The 18,043-nt window shown below is 63.1% G+C and carries 16 protein-coding genes; 15 read left to right on the top strand and 1 reads right to left on the bottom strand.

Features of this window, described 5'->3' with window-relative positions:
* The first annotated feature begins 57 nt into the window (after positions 1-57).
* Both ACVWZ5_RS11305 and cheR read left to right on the top strand, forming a co-directional pair.
* Positions 58-987, top strand: coding sequence for a chemotaxis protein CheV (locus ACVWZ5_RS11305; RefSeq protein ID WP_028691043.1), 930 nt, complete (start codon positions 58-60; stop codon positions 985-987).
* 51 nt (positions 988-1,038) lie between these two features.
* A complete protein-coding gene (gene cheR, locus ACVWZ5_RS11300; RefSeq protein WP_062574756.1) occupies positions 1,039-1,866 on the top strand; it encodes a protein-glutamate O-methyltransferase CheR in 828 nt (275 codons plus the stop codon).
* A gap of 76 nt (positions 1,867-1,942) precedes the next feature.
* On the opposite strand, the gene ACVWZ5_RS11295 is transcribed toward cheR, so the two are convergent.
* On the bottom strand, positions 1,943-4,519 hold the full coding sequence (locus tag ACVWZ5_RS11295; RefSeq protein WP_230962606.1) for an autotransporter family protein: 2,577 nt from the start codon (positions 4,517-4,519) through the stop codon (positions 1,943-1,945).
* Between the two features lie 355 nt (positions 4,520-4,874).
* Here ACVWZ5_RS11295 and flgB point away from each other — a divergent pair, with 355 nt between their 5' ends.
* The 13 genes from flgB (at position 4,875) to ACVWZ5_RS11230 (ending at position 17,739) form a co-directional block, all read left to right on the top strand.
* Positions 4,875-5,282 (top strand): flagellar basal body rod protein FlgB, encoded by a 408-nt coding sequence (gene flgB / locus ACVWZ5_RS11290; protein ID WP_028691041.1) that lies wholly within the window; start codon positions 4,875-4,877, stop codon positions 5,280-5,282.
* A gap of 2 nt (positions 5,283-5,284) precedes the next feature.
* A complete protein-coding gene (gene flgC / locus ACVWZ5_RS11285) occupies positions 5,285-5,728 on the top strand; it encodes a flagellar basal body rod protein FlgC (RefSeq protein WP_023629792.1) in 444 nt (147 codons plus the stop codon).
* Between the two features lie 13 nt (positions 5,729-5,741).
* Positions 5,742-6,440, top strand: coding sequence for a flagellar hook assembly protein FlgD (flgD, locus tag ACVWZ5_RS11280; protein ID WP_084943246.1), 699 nt, complete (start codon positions 5,742-5,744; stop codon positions 6,438-6,440).
* A gap of 30 nt (positions 6,441-6,470) precedes the next feature.
* Positions 6,471-7,793 (top strand): flagellar hook protein FlgE, encoded by a 1,323-nt coding sequence (flgE, locus tag ACVWZ5_RS11275; RefSeq protein ID WP_062574754.1) that lies wholly within the window; start codon positions 6,471-6,473, stop codon positions 7,791-7,793.
* Positions 7,794-7,862: 69 nt separating this feature from the next.
* The gene (locus ACVWZ5_RS11270) at positions 7,863-8,057 is read left to right on the top strand and encodes a hypothetical protein (protein ID WP_062360681.1); all 195 of its coding nucleotides are present in this window, start codon (positions 7,863-7,865) and stop codon (positions 8,055-8,057) included.
* A gap of 162 nt (positions 8,058-8,219) precedes the next feature.
* Entirely contained in the window at positions 8,220-8,960 is a 741-nt protein-coding gene (locus ACVWZ5_RS11265; RefSeq protein ID WP_028691036.1) for a flagellar basal body rod protein FlgF, read from the top strand.
* A 48-nt stretch (positions 8,961-9,008) separates the two neighbouring features.
* Positions 9,009-9,794, top strand: coding sequence for a flagellar basal-body rod protein FlgG (gene flgG, locus ACVWZ5_RS11260; RefSeq protein WP_028691035.1), 786 nt, complete (start codon positions 9,009-9,011; stop codon positions 9,792-9,794).
* A gap of 79 nt (positions 9,795-9,873) precedes the next feature.
* Positions 9,874-10,569 (top strand): flagellar basal body L-ring protein FlgH, encoded by a 696-nt coding sequence (flgH, locus tag ACVWZ5_RS11255; protein WP_028691034.1) that lies wholly within the window; start codon positions 9,874-9,876, stop codon positions 10,567-10,569.
* 12 nt (positions 10,570-10,581) lie between these two features.
* Entirely contained in the window at positions 10,582-11,691 is a 1,110-nt protein-coding gene (locus ACVWZ5_RS11250) for a flagellar basal body P-ring protein FlgI (protein ID WP_028691033.1), read from the top strand.
* An 11-nt stretch (positions 11,692-11,702) separates the two neighbouring features.
* Positions 11,703-12,899: a flagellar assembly peptidoglycan hydrolase FlgJ gene (gene flgJ / locus ACVWZ5_RS11245; protein WP_457340613.1), complete on the top strand. Its 1,197-nt coding sequence runs from the start codon at positions 11,703-11,705 to the stop codon at positions 12,897-12,899.
* A gap of 10 nt (positions 12,900-12,909) precedes the next feature.
* Positions 12,910-14,949 (top strand): flagellar hook-associated protein FlgK, encoded by a 2,040-nt coding sequence (gene flgK / locus ACVWZ5_RS11240; protein WP_062574752.1) that lies wholly within the window; start codon positions 12,910-12,912, stop codon positions 14,947-14,949.
* A gap of 12 nt (positions 14,950-14,961) precedes the next feature.
* Complete coding sequence (locus ACVWZ5_RS11235) at positions 14,962-16,524, top strand: flagellar hook-associated protein 3 (protein ID WP_062574751.1); 1,563 nt, start codon at positions 14,962-14,964, stop codon at positions 16,522-16,524.
* Positions 16,525-16,809: 285 nt separating this feature from the next.
* Positions 16,810-17,739, top strand: a complete 930-nt coding sequence (locus ACVWZ5_RS11230; protein ID WP_213883116.1) for a ketoacyl-ACP synthase III — start codon at positions 16,810-16,812, stop codon at positions 17,737-17,739.
* Positions 17,740-18,043 lie beyond the last annotated feature (304 nt).

The following is an 18,043-nucleotide window of genomic DNA, read 5'->3' as shown; positions in this document are numbered from 1 at the left end:
CAAAAAAGCAAAGCCCGTGCCGATTCGGTACTTAGGCAATCGTTGAAGGAGTCTGGCATGGCTGGAGTGATGGATTCGGTCAACCAGCGCACGCAACTGGTGGGGCAGAACCGCCTGGAGCTGTTGTTGTTTCGCCTCAATGGCGATCAGCTCTACGGCATCAATGTGTTCAAGGTGCGGGAGGTGCTGCAGTGCCCGGACCTGACGCTGCTGCCCAGATCCCATCCGGTGGTGCGCGGTGTGGCCAACATTCGGGGGGCGACCATCCCGATCCTTGACCTGTCGATGGCCACTGGCCTTCCGCAGTTGAAGGAAGAAACGCGCAACAGTTTCGTGATCATCACCGAGTACAACACCAAGACCCAGGGCTTCCTGGTGCACTCGGTCGAGCGCATCGTCAACATGAACTGGGAAGAGATCCATCCGCCACCCAAGGGCACCGGGCGCGATCACTACCTGACCGCCGTGACCCGGGTCGACAATCGCATGGTCGAGATCATCGATGTCGAGAAGGTGCTGGCCGAAGTGGCGCCGTCGTCCGAGTCGGTGTCCGAGGGGGTGATCGATGCCGAGGTGCAGGACAAGGCGGTGATGTTGCGGGTGCTGACGGTCGATGACTCGTCGGTGGCGCGCAAGCAGGTGAGCCGTTGCCTGCAGACCGTGGGGGTCGAGGTGGTGGCGCTCAACGACGGTCGCCAGGCCCTGGACTACCTGCGCAAGCTGGTGGACGAGGGCAAGCGTCCGGAGGAAGAGTTCCTCATGATGATCTCGGATATTGAAATGCCGGAAATGGACGGCTATACCCTCACGGCGGAGATCCGCAGCGATCCGCGTATGCAAAAGCTGCACATCTGCCTGCATACTTCGCTGTCCGGGGTATTCAACCAGGCGATGGTCAAGAAGGTCGGTGCTGATGACTTCCTGGCCAAGTTCAGGCCGGACGACCTTGCCCAGCGCGTGGTCGATCGGATCAAGGCGAGTCATTGAAACGGCCGGGGCCCGTCCCCGGCGCTAGCGATTTAAGAAGAGGCGGCAGCATTGTCTACGGGTAATTTGGATTTCGAACAGTTCCGGGTCTTCCTGGAGAAAGCCTGTGGCATCCTGCTGGGCGAGAATAAGCAGTACCTGGTCTCCAGCCGTCTCAACAAGCTGATGGAGCAACAGGGCATCAAGTCGCTGGGCGAATTGGTGCAGCGCATCCAGACCCAGCCACGCAGTGGTTTGCGCGAGCAGGTGGTCGATGCCATGACCACCAACGAGACGCTGTGGTTTCGCGACACCTACCCGTTCGAAGTGCTCAAGAGCAAGGTGATCCCGGAGTTCATCAAGAACAATCCGGGCCAGCGCCTGCGCATCTGGTCGGCGGCCTGTTCGTCGGGGCAGGAGCCGTATTCGATCTCGATGTCGATCGACGAGTTCGAGCGCACCAACCTCGGCCAGTTGAAGATGGGCGCGCAGATTGTCGCCACCGACCTGTCCGGCGCCATGCTCAACAACTGCAAGACTGGCGAGTACGACAGCCTGGCCATTGCCCGTGGCCTGTCACAGGAGCGCCTGCAGCGCTACTTCGACCCCAAGGGGCCGGGGCGCTGGGCGGTCAAGCCGCCGATCCGCAGTCGCGTCGAGTTCCGTTCGTACAACTTGCTCGACAGCTATGCGCCGCTGGGCAAATTCGACATCGTGTTCTGCCGCAACGTGCTGATCTACTTCTCGGCCCAGGTCAAGAAGGACATCCTTATGCGCATTCACGGCACCCTCAAGCCTGGTGGCTACCTGTTCCTTGGCGCGTCCGAGGCGCTCAACGGCCTGCCGGACCACTACCAGATGGTCCAGTGCAGCCCGGGGATCATCTACCAGGCCAAGTAAGGCTGGGCGAAAAAAGGCCGGTATCCTGCGATACCGGCCTTTTTGTTTTCGCTGCGGGCTTGCCTGTGATGGCGTGTCAGAACGCGTAGCGCAGCCTGGCCGAGAACACGTCGGCATCGAAGCCCGACTTGCCCACGTAGTCATAGCTGACGCCGACGCTCACCGCACCCAGCTTGTAGTCCGCACCCAGCCCGGCCTCGTAGCTGTTGCGCGCCACGCTGGCGCCGTGGCTTACGAAGGGTGTGCTGCCAAGCACGAAGGTCGCGGTGTTCTGCACAGGGTCGGCGGCAAAGTCGTGATACGCCATCATCTTCAGTTGCGGCTCCAGGGTGCCGGCGCCGAGCGGCAGTTGGCTGGCCACGAGCACGCCGACGCCCAGTTCGATGGCCTCGTAGCGTTGTGCCTCGACCTTGAGCGCGGCCGACGAGCCTTTCTCGTTGAAGCTGTCGATGTCGACGCGGGTGTAGCGCGCCGCCAGGCGTGGTTCGACCAGCAGTCGCGGATTCAGCTGCCAGCTGTAGCCGCCCACCAGGTTCAGGCCCAGTAGGTTGCTGTCATAGTCCGACTTGGCCCGGGTGCCGGCGATCTCGCGCTTGCCTTCGTTGTCGTTGATGCCGTAGGTCAAGCTGGCGTCGACGAAGTAGTTGTCCAGGGTGTAGATGCCATACAGCGAGAAGGCATGGCTCTGTACCTGGGTCTTGTTGCCGCGTTGGCTGTTGATGTCGCTGTCGATGAGGCTGTAGGTCGCGCCGAGCGTGAACTGGTCGTCAAGCTGGGCATCGGCGCCGACCGCCATGCCGCGGCTGTAGGCGTTGTAGCCGGCAATGTCATCGCGCTGTTGCTGGCTGGCGTCGCTGTACAGCGACTGCATCCACACGCCGGAGGCGCGGCGTGCTTCGCTGGCGTGAGGGGCGCGCAGGCTGCTGGAGCGGCTGGCGATGGCGTTGCCGATCAGTCGCTGGCTGGCCATGGCGGCCTGGCGGGCGCCGTCGCTGACGTCCGGTGCCAGTTGCTCGGCGAGCCTGGCCAGTCGAGCCTCGTCGGCGCCGGCGGCAGCGAGGAACAGCGGATCCTGCTTGCCCAGGCGTGCCAGCAGGCCGGACTCGGCCAGGTTGCCCAGGGCTTGACGCGCGTTGCTGTCGCCCCCTTGCCCGGCCACGATCTGTTCGAGGCGCTCGGTGGGCTGGGTGCTGACGACGGCATAGACCTTGTTGTCCTCGAGGGTGCTGCTCGTGACGTTGAGCATCACCGAGGTGCTGACGACCTTGGGGGTGCCGCTGGCGTCGAGCACCTTCACCTGGCCGGCCTCGAGCAGCAGGTAGCGCGTGCCGCCGGCCTGGAAATCATCGCCTTCGGGGGTCAGGGCGATCCTGGTGTTCTGGCCGAATTCCGTGGTGCCGCTGACCCTGACGATCGCCTCGTTGGGGATGGTCATCTCGGAGAGCAGCAGGCCCATCGCCGAGTTGTCGGCCACGCGCAGGTTGCCGTCGATGCGGGTGTGGTCGGAGTCGAAGTGGAGCGTGACGGCAGGATCGCCGGCGCTGCCGACATCGATCCAGCCATCGTTCACCAGGCGGATGTCGGCACTCCCGCGGTTGATGACGGTGGTGCCGTAGGTGCTGTCGCCCTCGACTTCGATGTTGGCTATTCCGCTCAGGGTGCCATAGGTCTCGCTGCCTTCGCGCAGGATCAGTTCGACCGGATGGTTGCTCGCGCTGGCGTCGATGGCGACGTCGGCCCAAATACCGCCGCTGTTGTAGATGTTGAGGTCGCCATTGGCCTTCTGCCAGGGCTGCATGCCAGGACCATCGAGGGCGACATTGCCGATCCTGATAGCGGTGCCGCTGGTTGTGACCCGGCCGGTGTTGACGACATGCTGCCCGAACGTGTCGGTCAGGGTCGCGCCATCGAGCAAGATGCCCTCGCTGCTGGCAAAGAGCTCGCCGTGGTTCTGGACGCCGGCAAGCACGGCACTGATCCCGCGACTGTCGGGGCTGGAGCTGGCCAGGATGCCGATGGCGTTGCTGCCGCTCGCACGGATGGTGCCGCGGTTGATGACCTTGCCCTCCAGGTTGGCGCCGGCCACGTTGATGGCGCGCGCTACAGGCGAGGAAGCCTCGATGAGCGCCCCCTCGGCATTGATCACGTCGCCCCTGATCAGCGTGGTGCCGGTGTTGGGGGAGGCCAGGTCAATACCGTGGTTCTGCACGCCGCTGACTGCGAAGGCGCCAGCGGTGGACTTGAGCTGGCCCAGGTTACGCAGGTCGCCGTCCAGGATGCTGGCCCGCAGACGCAGGGCCGCACCACCACTGCTGCTGGTCTTGACGTTGCCGAGTTGGAGCAGTTCCCCGCTCAGGTTGCTGCTGGCGAGGTGGATACCATCACTGTCATGTGTCGTGGCGATGACCGTCTGGTCGTTGTCGTTGACGGTGCTGTTGAAAGTGAGGTCACCCATGACCCGGGTGTCGAACAGGTGGATGGCGCTCTTGTCCTGGCCGGTGAAGCTGCCGGCAAACGCCAGGTCGTCGTTGATGACCTGGTGTTCGCTGCGAAATCCACTGTCGTTCAGGGTGACGGTCTGAGCCAGGGAGGGCAGGGGCGCAGCGCTGATGGCCAGTGTAAGGAGGGTCTTGCGGAAGGTTGGCAAAGCCACGGCTTCTATCCTTGGAAAACAGTAAAAAGTCGTCGCGCATCCATGCGTGGGTAGAAACCATTGGCTTTCGAGAAGGGTGGCTTCGTGCCACAGCGCTGCGCAGGACGCGAATCCTACCGCGAATAATGGCTAATGGTCATTATTGTTTGACGTCAATTTTTTGTTTTGCCGCTTTTGCCGCCTGGCAATTGCCGCTTGTTGCGTTCGAAGCGGAAGCACTTTGCCGCTTTTCTGGCATGCCCATCCTGTGCTGAGCCCGTTGGGCCCCTGTTTATCGGGGTTGTGGTGGTTGGCACAGCCCTTGCTAAAGCCTAAGCCAACGAAACTCTGGTCAACCTCCGAAGGTTTCCCCGATATGAGCATCAGCTTCGACAAAGCGCTCGGCATCCACGAAAAGGCGCTGGGCTTTCGCGCCCAGCGTGCCGAGGTGCTGGCCAACAACATCGCCAACGCCGACACGCCGAACTACAAGGCGCGCGACATGGACTTCTCGTCGGTGCTCGCCGCCGAGGCCGACAAGCAGCAGAACGGACGCATCGCCCTGGACCGCACCAACAGCCGTCACATCGAGGCCGAAGGCCTGGCGATGATGGACGACACGTTGCAGTACCGCACCCCGATGCAGCCGTCGATCGACCAGAACACCGTGGACGCGCAGATCGAGCAATCGAACTACACCGAAAACGCCGTTGGCTTCCAGGCCAGCTTCACCCTGCTCAACAGTAAATTCAAAGGGCTGGTATCGGCCCTGCGTGGAGAGTGACCATGTCCCTTGCCAGTGTCTTCAATATCGCCGGTAGCGGCATGAGCGCGCAGAATACGCGCCTTAACACCGTCGCTTCGAACATCGCCAACGCCGAGACGGTGTCCTCGAGCATCGACCAGACCTACCGCGCTCGTCATCCGGTGTTCGCCACCACCTTCCAGCAGGCCCAGGGCGGCGCGGGCCAGTCGCTGTTCGAGGATCAGGGCGAGGCGGGGCAGGGCGTCCAGGTCAAGGGCATCATCGAGGACCAGAGCAACCTCGAGGCCCGCTACGAGCCGAACCACCCGGCGGCGAACAAGGACGGCTACGTCTACTACCCGAACGTCAACGTGGTCGAGGAGATGGCCGACATGATCTCCGCCAGTCGCGCGTTCCAGACCAACGCCGAGCTGATGAACACCGCCAAGAACATGATGCAGAAAGTGCTGACCCTGGGTCAGTAAGCAGGGAGCCGTAATGACTACCACCAATACCGATACCAAGGTCGGCAGCGGCTATCTGGATTCGCTGCAGAAGCCTGCCAACAAGAACAACGCCAGCACCGGCCAGGCCGGCAGCGCGCTGGGCAAGGATGCGTTCCTGCAGTTGCTGGTGACGCAGATGAAGAACCAGAACCCGCTGGATCCCCAGGACAACGGCGAGTTCGTCGCGCAGCTGGCCCAGTTCAGCAGCCTCGAGGGCATCCAGTCGCTGAAGGAGTCGGTCGACGGCATCCTCACCGGCATCGGTTCGTCCCAGGCGCTGCAGGCCACCTCGCTGGTCGGCCGCTCGGTGATCGTGGCGAGCGACAAGGCGGTGGTCGACACCACCAAGAGCTTCAATGGCCAGGTCGTGGTGCCGTCGAACATCACCGAGGGCAAGGTAACCATCAAGGACAAGGATGGCAACGTGGTCAAGACCATCGACCTGGGGGCGCGCAAGGCCGGTACCGCCGACTTCATCTGGGACGGCAAGAACGAGAAGGGCGAGGCGGTCGAGCCGGGCACCTATACCTTCAGTGCCGAGACCAAGGTCGACGGCAAGGCCAAGACGCTGGCCACGCTGCTGCCGGCCAAGGTCAACAGTGTCAGCTTCCAGAACGGCAGCGAGATGATGCTCGACCTGGCCGGTATCGGCAAAGTCGGCATCTCCAAAGTAACCACCATCGGAATCTAACGCCGCAGCATCGGCACAAGGAGCGAGTAAATGTCTTTCAATATCGGCCTTAGCGGTCTCTACGCGGCGAACAAGGCTCTGAACGTTACCGGCAACAACATTGCCAACGTCGCCACCACCGGTTTCAAATCGTCGCGCGCCGAGTTCGGCGACCAGTATTCGCAGTCCATCCGTGGCACCGCCGGCGGCAAGACCCAGGTGGGCAGCGGCGTGAAGACCATGGCGGTCTCGCAGATGTTCAACCCGGGCAACATCAATGGCACCGGCCAGGCGCTGGACATGGCCATCGACGGCAACGGTTTCTTTGCCCTGAATGACAACGGCTCGCGTATCTATACCCGCTCCGGCGCCTTCTACAGCGACAAGGAAGGCTACGTGGTCAACGCCAACGGCGCCAACCTGCAGGGTTATCCGGTGGATGAAAACGGCAAGGTCATCCAGGGGTCGCTGACCAACCTGAAGATCGATACCTCGAACCTGTCGCCGAAGCCGACGGGTCGCATTTCCGAAACGGTCAACCTGAACTCCAGCGACGCAGCGCCGACGGTTGCGCCGTTCGATCCGACCAATGTCAAAAGCTACAACTACACCTTCAATACCCCGGTCTACGACAGCCAGGGCAACGAACACCAGATGAACCAGTACTTCGTCAAGGATGCCGGTACCAACTCCTGGACCATGTACACCACCATCGATGGTCGCAATCCAGCCGACCCCACCTTGACAGATCCGCTGGAGAACAAGCTGCCGTTCACCTCGGCAGGCAAGCTGGATACCGCCGCAATGGCTGCCGGGCCGGTCGCAGACGGCTTGACCGTCGCTGCCGACAAGACCTTCCAGCTGACCAACTGGGTGCCGGCCGAGAAGAATGCCGCGGGTACCTGGGTAGGCAACGGTGCCACCGCGCGCACTGGCGGCGTCACCCTGGACATGCTGGCCACCACTCAGTACAACGCGGCCTCGGCCACCACGGCCAAGGACCAGGATGGCTATGCCACCGGTGAGCTCGCCGGCCTGACCGTGGATCAGAGCGGCAACATGTTCGCCAACTTCACCAATGGCCAGAACAAGGTCATCGGTCAGGTGGTGATCGCCAACTTCGCCAACCTGCAGGGGCTGACCCCGGTCGGCGCCACCGCCTGGAAAGAGTCCTACGCTTCGGGCGTGCCGATCATCGGCGAGCCGGACACCGGTACCCTGGGTCGTATCGCGGGCAGTTCCCTGGAAGACTCCAACGTCGACCTGACCGGCGAGTTGGTCAACCTGATCAAGGCGCAGAGCAACTACCAGGCCAACGCCAAGACCATTTCCACCGAAAGCACCATCATGCAGACCATCATCCAGATGACCTGATGATCGTGGCGTGAAAAAGCCCCTGCTTGCGGGGGCTTTTTCACGTCTGGCACAGCGGAGGGCAAAGCCATGAAGAAACTGTCGATGCTCGTGGCGGTGGCGGGCGCACTGCTGATCGCGCTCTCGCTGCGCGCCGCGCCGGCGCCCTGGTATCAGTGGCAAAGCCTGGCGACCGGGCGCTACATGTGCTCGGCCACCGATCCGGGCGAGGGCTGGAAGCGTCATTCCGGGCCTTACAACAATGGCGCGTGTCGGAACAACTGACGGGGGGTTGCCGCCTGCGGCAAACATTCGCCGACAAACTGACGCTTTTTGCCTTGGCGTGGCCCTGAATACCCCGTACTAAAAGGGTTGCGTAAGCTTGGTTCGATATTTGCTTTACCCTTGCCAACGATAGCGCGGCAAGGTTCGCGTAGAGGAGATGCTGTGGACAAGATGCTTTACGTGGCCATGACCGGCGCCAGCCAGAACGCGCTGGCGCAGAAGGCCCATGCCAACAACCTGGCGAACGTTTCCACCAACGGCTTCCAGCGTGACCTGGAGCAGGCGCGTTCGATGCCGGTGTTCGGCGACAGCTTTCCGGCACGCGCCTTCGCCATGACCGAGCGCCCGGCCACCGATTTCAGCGAAGGCGCGCTGGTCGAGACCGGTCGCGAGCTGGATGTGGCGGTTGCCGGCAAGGGCTTCATCGCCGTGCAGGCGCCGGACGGCAGCGAAGCCTACGTGCGTACTGGCAGCCTGAACATCGACGCCCTGGGCGTGCTGCGTGCCGGCAACGGCATGCCGGTGATCGGCAATGGCGGTCCCATCGCCATTCCGCCGGAGCAGAAGGTCGAGGTCGGCGACGACGGCACCATCAGCATCCGCGCCATGGGCGAGGATCCGCGGGTGATGGCCGAGGTCGACCGGATCAAGCTGGTCAATCCGGATATCAAGGGGCTTACCAAGGGCCTGGACGGCATGATCCACACCACCAGTGGCCAGCCTGCCGACGCCGATGTCAACGTGCGGGTGGTCTCGGGTTTCCTGGAGTCGAGCAACGTCAACGCCGTCGAGGAAATGACCTCGGTGCTGGCGCTGTCCCGTCAGTTCGAACTGCACGTCAAGATGATGAACGCGGCCAAGGAAGGCGATGAAGCCATGGCTCGGGTTTTGCAAATCGGCTAATTACATTTGAACGGGTGCCGTAAAACAGGCGCACGAGGAGAACATTAAATGCTTCCGGCTCTTTGGGTCGCTAAAACCGGCCTGTCCGCCCAGGACACCAACCTCGCGGTCATCTCCAACAACCTGGCCAACGTCTCGACCACCGGCTTCAAGCGTGATCGTGCCGAGTTCCAGGACCTGCTCTACCAGATCAAGCGCCAGCCTGGCGCGCAGTCCACCCAGGACAGCGAGCTGCCTTCGGGCCTGCAGGTCGGTACCGGTGTGCGCATCGTCGGCACCCAGAAGAGCTTCAATGCCGGCAGCCTGCAGACCACTGAAAACCCGCTGGACATGGCGGTCAACGGTCGCGGTTTCTTCCAGATCCTGCAGCCCGACGGCACCGTGTCGTACACTCGCGATGGTACCTTCCACCTGAACTCCGACGGCCAGATCGTCACCGCCAACGGCTTTGCCCTGGAGCCGGCCATCGTCGTGCCGCCAGACGCGCAGACGTTCACCGTCGGCAAGGACGGCACCGTGTCGATCACCACCGTCGGCAACCCGGCCGCGCAGGTCATCGGCAACATCCAGACCGCCGACTTCATCAATCCGGCCGGTCTGCAGGCGATCGGTGGCAACCTGTTCCTGGAGACCGCCGCCAGCGGCGCGCCGCAGGTCGGCACCCCGGGCCTGAACGGCTTCGGCACCACCGAGCAGCAGACCCTGGAAGCGTCCAACGTCAGCACCGTCGAAGAGCTGGTGAACATGATCACCACCCAGCGCGCCTACGAGATGAACTCCAAGGTCATCTCCGCCGCCGACAAGATGCTGTCGTTCGTCACCCAGCAGCTGTAACCCCTGGCGGCCCGCCGGGTGCGGGCCGCTGACCATTCGCTCGCTGTTGCAGCGCCTGTTTTGCTTAGAGGTAAGCGTCATGAAACGTCTGTTGTCCGTTTTCGCCCTGGGGGGGGCGGTATCGTTGGCCGGTTGCGTCGCACCGACGCCCAAGCCCAACGATCCGTACTACGCGCCGGTCCTGCCGCGCACCCCGTTGCCGGCAGCGGCCAACAACGGCTCGATCTACCAGGCCGGTTTCGAGCAGGGCCTGTATACCGATCGCAAGGCGTTTCGGGTCGGTGACATCATCACCATCACCCTCAACGAGCGCACCTCGGCGAGCAAGAACGCAGGTTCCCAGATCCAGAAGAACAGCAAGGCCAACCTCGGTCTGACCTCACTGTTCGGTACCGTGCCGAACACCAACAACCCGTTGGGCAGTGGCGACCTCACCCTGGAGGCCGGCTACAGCGGTGACCGCTCCACCAAAGGTGACAGCAAGGCCACCCAGGGCAACACCCTGACCGGCTCGATCACCGTTACCGTGGCCGAGGTGCTGCCCAACGGCATTATCGCCGTGCGTGGCGAGAAGTGGATGACGCTGAACACCGGCGAAGAGCTGGTGCGCATTGCTGGCCTGGTGCGTGCCGACGACATCGCCACCGACAACACCGTGCCGTCCACCCGCGTGGCCGACGCGCGCATCACCTATTCGGGCACCGGCTCGTTTGCCGATGCCAGCCAGCCCGGTTGGCTGGACCGCTTCTTCATCAGCCCGCTCTGGCCTTTCTGAGTACGGATGACCATGTTCAACGCTAGGCGGTTGATTGCCGCGACACTACTTCTGTCCTGTGCCTTCGGCGCCCACGCCGAGCGCTTGAAGGATATCGCCAGCATTTCCGGCGTGCGGGCCAACCAGCTGATCGGCTACGGCCTGGTGGTGGGCCTGAACGGTACCGGTGACCAGACCACCCAGACCCCGTTCACCCTGCAGACCTTCAACAACATGCTGTCGCAGTTCGGCATCAAGGTGCCGCCAGGATCGGGCAACGTGCAGTTGAAAAACGTTGCCGCGGTGTCGGTGCATGCCGACCTGCCGGCCTTCGCCAAGCCGGGCCAGGTGATCGACATCACGGTGTCATCGATCGGCAACTCCAAGAGCCTGCGCGGCGGCAGCCTGTTGATGACGCCGCTCAAGGGTATCGACGGCAACGTCTACGCCATCGCCCAGGGCAACCTGGTGGTCGGTGGATTCGACGCCGAAGGCCGTGATGGCTCGAAGATCACCGTCAACGTCCCGTCGGCCGGTCGTATTCCCGGTGGCGCGTCGGTCGAGCGCGCGGTGCCAAGTGGCTTCAACCAGGGCAACAGTCTCACCCTGAACCTCAATCGCCCGGACTTCACCACCGCCAAGCGCATCGTCGACAAGGTCAACGAGCTGCTTGGCCCGGGCGTGGCCCAGGCCGTCGATGGTGGTTCGGTGCGGGTCACCGCGCCGATGGACCCGAGCCAGCGAGTGGACTACCTGTCCATTCTCGAGAACCTGGAGATCGATCCGGGGCAGGCTGTGGCCAAGGTCATCATCAACTCGCGCACCGGCACCATCGTCATCGGCCAGAACGTCAAGGTCTCGCCGGCGGCGGTGACCCACGGCAGCCTGACCGTGACCATCACCGAAGACCCGATCGTCAGCCAGCCGGGGCCGTTCTCCAACGGCCAGACCGCCGTGGTGCCACGCTCGCGGGTCAATGCCGAGCAGGAAGCCAAGCCGATGTTCAAGTTCGGCCCGGGCACCACGCTGGATGAGATCGTCCGCGCGGTGAACCAGGTCGGCGCGGCGCCGAGCGACCTGATGGCGATCCTCGAAGCCCTGAAACAGGCCGGTGCGTTGCAAGCCGACCTGATCGTGATCTGAGGACGCCTGGGATGAATCCGAAAAGCCTGATCTCCGGCGCGTCCGACAGCGGCGCCTTCACCGACCTCAATCGGTTGAGTTCGCTCAAAGCTGGCGATCGCGACAGCGAGGGCAACATCCGCAAGGTGGCCCAGGAATTCGAGTCGCTGTTCGTCAGCGAGATGCTCAAGGCGTCGCGCAAGGCCACCGATGTGATGGCCGACGAAGACAGCCCGATGAACAGCGACACGGTCAAGCAGTACCGTGACATGTACGACCAGCAGTTGGCGGTGAGCATGTCCCGTCAGGGTGGCGGCATCGGCCTGCAGGATGTGCTGGTGCGTCAGCTCAGCAAGCAGAAGCACAGCGTGAACTCCAGCCCGTTCCCGCGCATCGACGGTGCCGCCCCGGTGCTCTGGGGCAGTCGCGTGGCCGCGCCGGTGCACGGCGAGCAGCCCGCTGCCGGGCGCAACGACGTCGCTGCCCTCAATTCTCGGCGCCTGGCCTTGCCGGGCAAGCTGACCGACCGATTGCTGGCTGGGATCGTGCCGTCCGCCGCCGGTGTCGGCGCCGCGGGCAACGACACGGCCCTGCCCGGTCGCAGTGGCCCCACGCTCGCCGGCGTCGCCCGGGGCGACTGGCAGCCGGCGCAGACGTTCGCCGCGCCGCGCGAGGGTGTGCGCATTCTCGGCCGGGCCGTGGCCCAGCCGCCGCTGGCGCCGAGCAAGGCGTTCAGCGACAGCGATGCTTTCGTCGCCACCATGCTGCCGATGGCCGAGCAGGCGGCCAAGCGCATCGGTATCGACCCGCGCTACCTGGTGGCCCAGGCTGCTCTGGAAACTGGTTGGGGCAAGTCGGTCATGCGCAATCCCGACGGCAGTAGCAGCCACAACCTGTTCGGCATCAAGGCCACCGGTAACTGGCAGGGTGGCGAGGCACGGGCGATCACCAGCGAGTTCCGTGGTGGGCAGTTCGTCAAGGAGACGGCGGCGTTCCGTTCCTACGACTCCTACCAGGACAGCTTCCACGATCTGGTCAGCCTGTTGCAGAACAACAACCGCTATAAAGATGCCGTCGGCGCCGCCGATAACCCGGAACAGTTTGCAAGAGAGCTGCAGAAGGCTGGCTACGCTACCGATCCGGACTACGCCCGCAAGATCATCAGCATTGCCCGGCAGCTGCGGCCAACCCAGGAATACGCCATGGCCGGCACTAACACGAATCTATAAGGATTGAAGCATGTCTCTGATCTCGATCGGGCTTTCCGGCCTGAATGCCAGCCAGACCGCGCTGTCCATCACCGGTAACAACATCGCCAACGCGGCCGTCTCGGGTTACTCGCGTCAGCAGACCATCCAGACCACGGGGCCGTCGCACAATATCGGCACGGGCTTCGTCGGCACTGGTACCACGTTGTCGGATGTGCGTCGTATCTACAACGCCTACCTGGACAATCAACTGCAGACCTCCACCTCGTTGAATACCGATGCGGCGGCGTTCCAGGATCAGATCACCGGCATCGACAAGCTGTTGGCCGAAAGCGACACCGGTATCAGCTCGGTGCTGACCGCGTTCTTCTCGGCCCTGCAGACCGCTTCGGCCAAACCCAGCGACGTCGCCTCGCGCCAGTTGCTGCTGACCCAGGCGCAGACCCTGAGCAACCGTTTCAATGCCATCTCCAGCCAGATGAGCAAGCAGAACGACAGCATCAACAGCCAGCTGGACACCCTGTCGGGCCAGGTCAACAAGCTGACCTCGAGCATCGCTGATCTCAACAAGCAGATCACCCAGCTGTCGGCCTCCGGCGCCTCGCCGAACAACCTGCTCGACGCCCGCAGCGAAGCGGTACGCCAGCTCAACGAGCTGGTCGGCGTCACCGTGCAGGAGCGTGACGGCAACTACGACGTGTATCTGGGCAACGGCCAGTCGCTGGTCACCGGCAACCGCGCCAATACCCTGAGCGCCGTGCCGAGCGCCGCGGACCAGAGCCAGTACAGCCTGCAGATCAACTACCCGACCTTCTCCTCGGATGTCACCTCGGTGGTCACCGGCGGGCAGATCGGTGGCTTGCTGCGCTACCGCAACGACGTGCTCACCCCGTCGATGAACGAGCTGGGACGTGTCGCCCTGGTGGTGGCCGACAGCATCAACAGCCAGCTGGGGCAGGGCCTGGATGCCAACGCGCAGTTCGGCAGCGCGCTGTTCTCCAGCATCAACAGCGCCCTGGCGATCAGCCAGCGCAGCCTGGCCTCCGCGAACAACAGCGCAGGCTCCGGCAACCTGGATGTCACCATCGCCAACAGCGGCGCGCTCACCACCTACGACTACGAAGTCAAGTTCACCGGCCCCAACCAGTACAGCGTGCGCCGTTCCGACGGCACCGACATGGGCAACTTCGACCTGACCACCACGCCGCCGCCGGTGATCGACGGCTTCACCCTGAAACTGAATGGTGGCGGCCTGGCTGCCGGGGACAGCTTCAAGGTGAGCCCGACGCGCTCTGCGGCAGGGTCCATCAACACCGTTCTTACCGATGCCAACAAGCTCGCCTTCGCCGGGCCGATCAATGGCGTTGTGGGTAGTGGCAATACCGGCTCCGGCACCATCACCCAGCCAAACCTGGGAGCCAAGCTGGATATCTATGGTGGCGCCGACACTGCGCTGATCCAGGATTCGATCAAGCATTCCATGCCGGTACGCATGGTGTTCCAGGCCGCCAGCGGGGGTACGCAGGGCTACACCCTGTATGACTCCAAGGGTAACTCCATCGGCACAGGCACCATCGTGCCCGGTCAGGACAACAAGCTGACCATCAATGTGCCGATGCGCGATGCCAGCGGTGCGCCGATCCTCGATGGTAGCGGCAACCCGCGGACCTTCAGCGTCGAGACCACCGTCGGCGGCAGCCCGGCGACCAACGACAGCTTTACCTTTGGCTTCAATGCCGACGGCAAGTCCGACAACCGCAACGCCCAGGCGCTGCTGGGGTTGCAAACCAAATCCACCGTCGGTGTGAACTCCGGCGGCGGCTCCAGCTTCACCTCGGCCTATGCCTCGCTGGTCGAGCGGGTCGGGGCCAAGGCCAACCAGGCCAAAATCGATACCGTTGCGACCAAGGCCGTGCTCGATGCGGCCAAGGAAAGCCGCAACGGGGTTTCCGGTGTCAACCTGGACGATGAGGCGGCCAACCTGATCAAGTTCCAGCACTACTACACCGCGTCGTCGCAGATCATCAAGGCGGCGCAGGAAACCTTCAGCATCCTGATCAACGCATTGTAAGGAGTAGCCATCGTGCGTATTTCCACCGCTCAGTTCTATGAGTCGAGCGCCAGTAGCTACACCAAGAACTTCGCTGACCTGATGAAGAGCAAGACGCAGATCGACAGCGGCGTGCGCATCCAGACCGCTGCCGACGATCCGGTCGGCGCCGCGCGCCTGCTCCTGCTGCAACAGCAGCAAGCGCTGCTCAAGCAATACGACGGCAACATGACCACGGTGAACAACTCGCTGCTGCAGGAAGAGAGCGTGCTGAGCACCATCAACGATGCCATGCAGCGCGCCAGCGAGCTGGCCCTGCGTGCCGGTGGCGCTGGCGTGACCGATGCTGATCGCCTCTCCATCAGCAGCGAGCTCAAGGAGATCGAAGCCAACATCTTCGGCCTGCTCAATTCGCGCGATGCCAACGGCGACTACATGTTCGGTGGCACCAAGACCTCGTCGCCACCCTATGTGCGCAATGCCGATGGTACCTACAGCTACCAGGGCGACCAGACCCAGCTGAGCCTGCAGGTGTCCGACACCCTGAGCCTGGCGACCAACGACACCGGCTTCAGCATCTTCGATTCGGCCAAGAACAAGAGCCGTACCCAGTCCACCCTGGTGACGCCGCCGGTCGATGACGGCAAGGTCGCGCTCTCGCCGGGCCTGCTGACCTCGAACAACACCTACAACAGCAGCTTCACCGCCGGCCAGCCGTACAAGATCACCTTCACCAGCGCCACCCAGTACACGGTGACCGATGCTCTGGGTAACGACATCACTGCCGAGACGCCCACCAATGGCACCTTCGACAGTAAGGCCGAGGGTGGCAATCGTATCGCGCTGCGCGGCGTCGAGTTCGAGATCACCGCCTCGCTGAAAGAAGGCGATGATGCCAATGCCGTCTTCGCTGGCCGCGAGTTCAGCGTGCAGGCCCGCCCCGATACGCTCACGACCGTGCGTGGTGCCGGCAACCCGTCCAGTGCGCAGGTCACCAGCGGCGCCGTGACCGACCCGGCCGCCTACAGCAGTACCTTCCCGAGCGATGGGGCGGTGATCAAGTTCACCGGTGCCAACACCTACGAGTTCTATGCCCAGCCTTTGACTGCGGACAGCAAACCCGTTGCCAGCGGTACCTTCACCGCGCCGTCGCTGACGGTGGCGGGGGTGACCTACCAGGTATCCGGTACGCCGCAGACGGGTGACCAGTTCGCGGTCAATGCCAACAACCACCAGAACCAGAGCGTGCTGGAGACCATCAGCCAGCTGCGTGCGGCGTTGGATGCGCCGCCAGGCACCTCGGGCGACAATACCGCCATCAAGAACGCCGTAGCCTCGGCTGTGGCCAACCTGGCCAGTGCCCGCGAGCAGGTGGATATCACCCGTGGTTCGATCGGTGCCCGTGGCAACTCGCTCGATATCCAGCGCCAGGAAAACACCAGCCTGAGCACGGCCAACAAGGTCACCCAGGATGCCATCGGCAACACCGACATGGCCGACGCCTCGATCATGCTGACCCTGCAGCAGGCCATGCTCGAAGCTTCGCAACTGGCCTTCTCGCGTATTTCGCAACTGAGCCTGTTCAACAAGCTCTGATCGCGATCCGCCTCGGGAAAGCCCCGGCCAGCGCCATGCTGCCGGGGCTTTTTCGTGTCTGGCGCGCGGTGGCGGCAGGGGTTTGGCGATAATTGACTGTGACTAATGAGTCAAATCGTGCATCTTCCCTGTATTCTATGCGGCAGTTGCTGCAGCATTTTGTTACCGGTGCGCAAAGGGCAAGCCTGGTGTCGGCCTGTCCGGGGCGCATTGCCCTCGACCCGGTAGTCGGCGCCCTCAATTCATCGAGTGGCGGTCTTTGGCTGTTTTCATTGGGAAGCCAGAATGATTGGCATCAAAAGCATCGCGAGTTACGTGCCCACCGCTGGCCTGGACAACTACGTCCAGGGTGCGAAGTTCGGCAAGGACGAAGAGTTCATGTTCGGCAAGATCGGCGCCTCCTTCCTGCCGCGCAAGGCCGAGGAGCAGGAAACGTCCGACCTGTGCGTGGAGGCTGCCCGGGCGCTGTTCGCCAACAACCCCGAGCTCGATCCGCAGTCGATCGATGTACTGATCGTGGTCACCCAGAACGGTGACGAAGAAGGCCTGCCGCACACCGCGGCGATCGTCCAGAACAAGCTGGGCCTGTCGACCCGCGTGGCGGCCTTCGACGTGTCGCTGGGCTGCTCGGGTTATGTCTATGGCCTGTACGCCATCAAGGGCTTCATGCAGGCGGCGGGGTTGAAAAACGGCCTGCTGATCACTGCCGACCCGTATTCGAAGATCGTCGATCCGGAAGACCGCAACACCACCATGCTGTTCGGTGACGCCGCCACGGCCACCTGGATGGGCGAGAACGCTGTCTGGCAGCTGGGCGAGGCGCGTTTCGGCACCGATGGCTCGGGTGCCGAGCACCTCAAAGTCAGCGATGGCACCTTCTTCATGAACGGTCGCCAGGTGTTCAACTTCGCCCTGGTCAAGGTGCCGGCGCACCTGCATGAGCTGCTGGCGGCCAGCGGTTTGCAGTCTTCGGACATCGATGCGTTCTGCATCCACCAGGGCAGCGCGGCGATCGTTGATGCCGTGGCACGACGCTTCGAAGAGCAGCATCCGGAGAAGTTCGTCAAGGACATGCTCGAGACCGGCAATACCGTGTCCTCCAGCGTGCCGCTGCTGCTGCAGAAACACATGTTCGACAGCAGCTGGAAGCGCGTGGCCATCAGCGGCTTTGGCGTGGGCCTGTCGTGGGGCTCGGCGATTCTCTATCGCGCCTGAGTCTCGACGATCTCAGAGAAAAACGCCTGGCGTGTCCCGCCAGGCGTTTTTTATGCCTGGGAAATGGGTTCCACAGGGTCCCTGTAGGAGCGTGCTTGCCCCGCGATGGGCTGCAAAGCAGCCCCTGATCGGCAACTGCCAAATCAATAACCCCCTGATTTCATGGGGGTGGCGGGGTGATGGCATTTTTTTTTCGAAAATGCCCTCAAGCAACCCACGCAGACGACGATAACCATTACGAAGGTTCTCTAGGCCATACCCGGCGGATGCCAGGGCCGGAAGCCGCAGTACCCATCCAACGAGG

The sequence above is a fragment of the Pseudomonas sp. TE6283 genome (assembly GCF_054060555.1).
The sequence above is the reverse complement of the archived record's forward strand: the minus strand, read 5'-3'. Positions and strand labels throughout refer to the sequence as shown.

Bases quoted from the DNA above. Each gene is read 5' to 3' on its own strand.
- ACVWZ5_RS11305 (WP_028691043.1), top strand. From the start codon at position 58: ATGGCTGGAGTGATGGATTCGGTCAACCAGCGCACGCAACTGGTGGGG.
- flgB (WP_028691041.1), top strand. From the start codon at position 4,875: ATGAGCATCAGCTTCGACAAAGCGCTCGGCATCCACGAAAAGGCGCTG.
- flgC (WP_023629792.1), top strand. From the start codon at position 5,285: ATGTCCCTTGCCAGTGTCTTCAATATCGCCGGTAGCGGCATGAGCGCG.
- flgD (WP_084943246.1), top strand. From the start codon at position 5,742: ATGACTACCACCAATACCGATACCAAGGTCGGCAGCGGCTATCTGGAT.
- flgE (WP_062574754.1), top strand. From the start codon at position 6,471: ATGTCTTTCAATATCGGCCTTAGCGGTCTCTACGCGGCGAACAAGGCT.
- ACVWZ5_RS11270 (WP_062360681.1), top strand. From the start codon at position 7,863: ATGAAGAAACTGTCGATGCTCGTGGCGGTGGCGGGCGCACTGCTGATC.
- flgG (WP_028691035.1), top strand. From the start codon at position 9,009: ATGCTTCCGGCTCTTTGGGTCGCTAAAACCGGCCTGTCCGCCCAGGAC.
- flgH (WP_028691034.1), top strand. From the start codon at position 9,874: ATGAAACGTCTGTTGTCCGTTTTCGCCCTGGGGGGGGCGGTATCGTTG.
- ACVWZ5_RS11250 (WP_028691033.1), top strand. From the start codon at position 10,582: ATGTTCAACGCTAGGCGGTTGATTGCCGCGACACTACTTCTGTCCTGT.
- flgJ (WP_457340613.1), top strand. From the start codon at position 11,703: ATGAATCCGAAAAGCCTGATCTCCGGCGCGTCCGACAGCGGCGCCTTC.
- flgK (WP_062574752.1), top strand. From the start codon at position 12,910: ATGTCTCTGATCTCGATCGGGCTTTCCGGCCTGAATGCCAGCCAGACC.
- ACVWZ5_RS11230 (WP_213883116.1), top strand. From the start codon at position 16,810: ATGATTGGCATCAAAAGCATCGCGAGTTACGTGCCCACCGCTGGCCTG.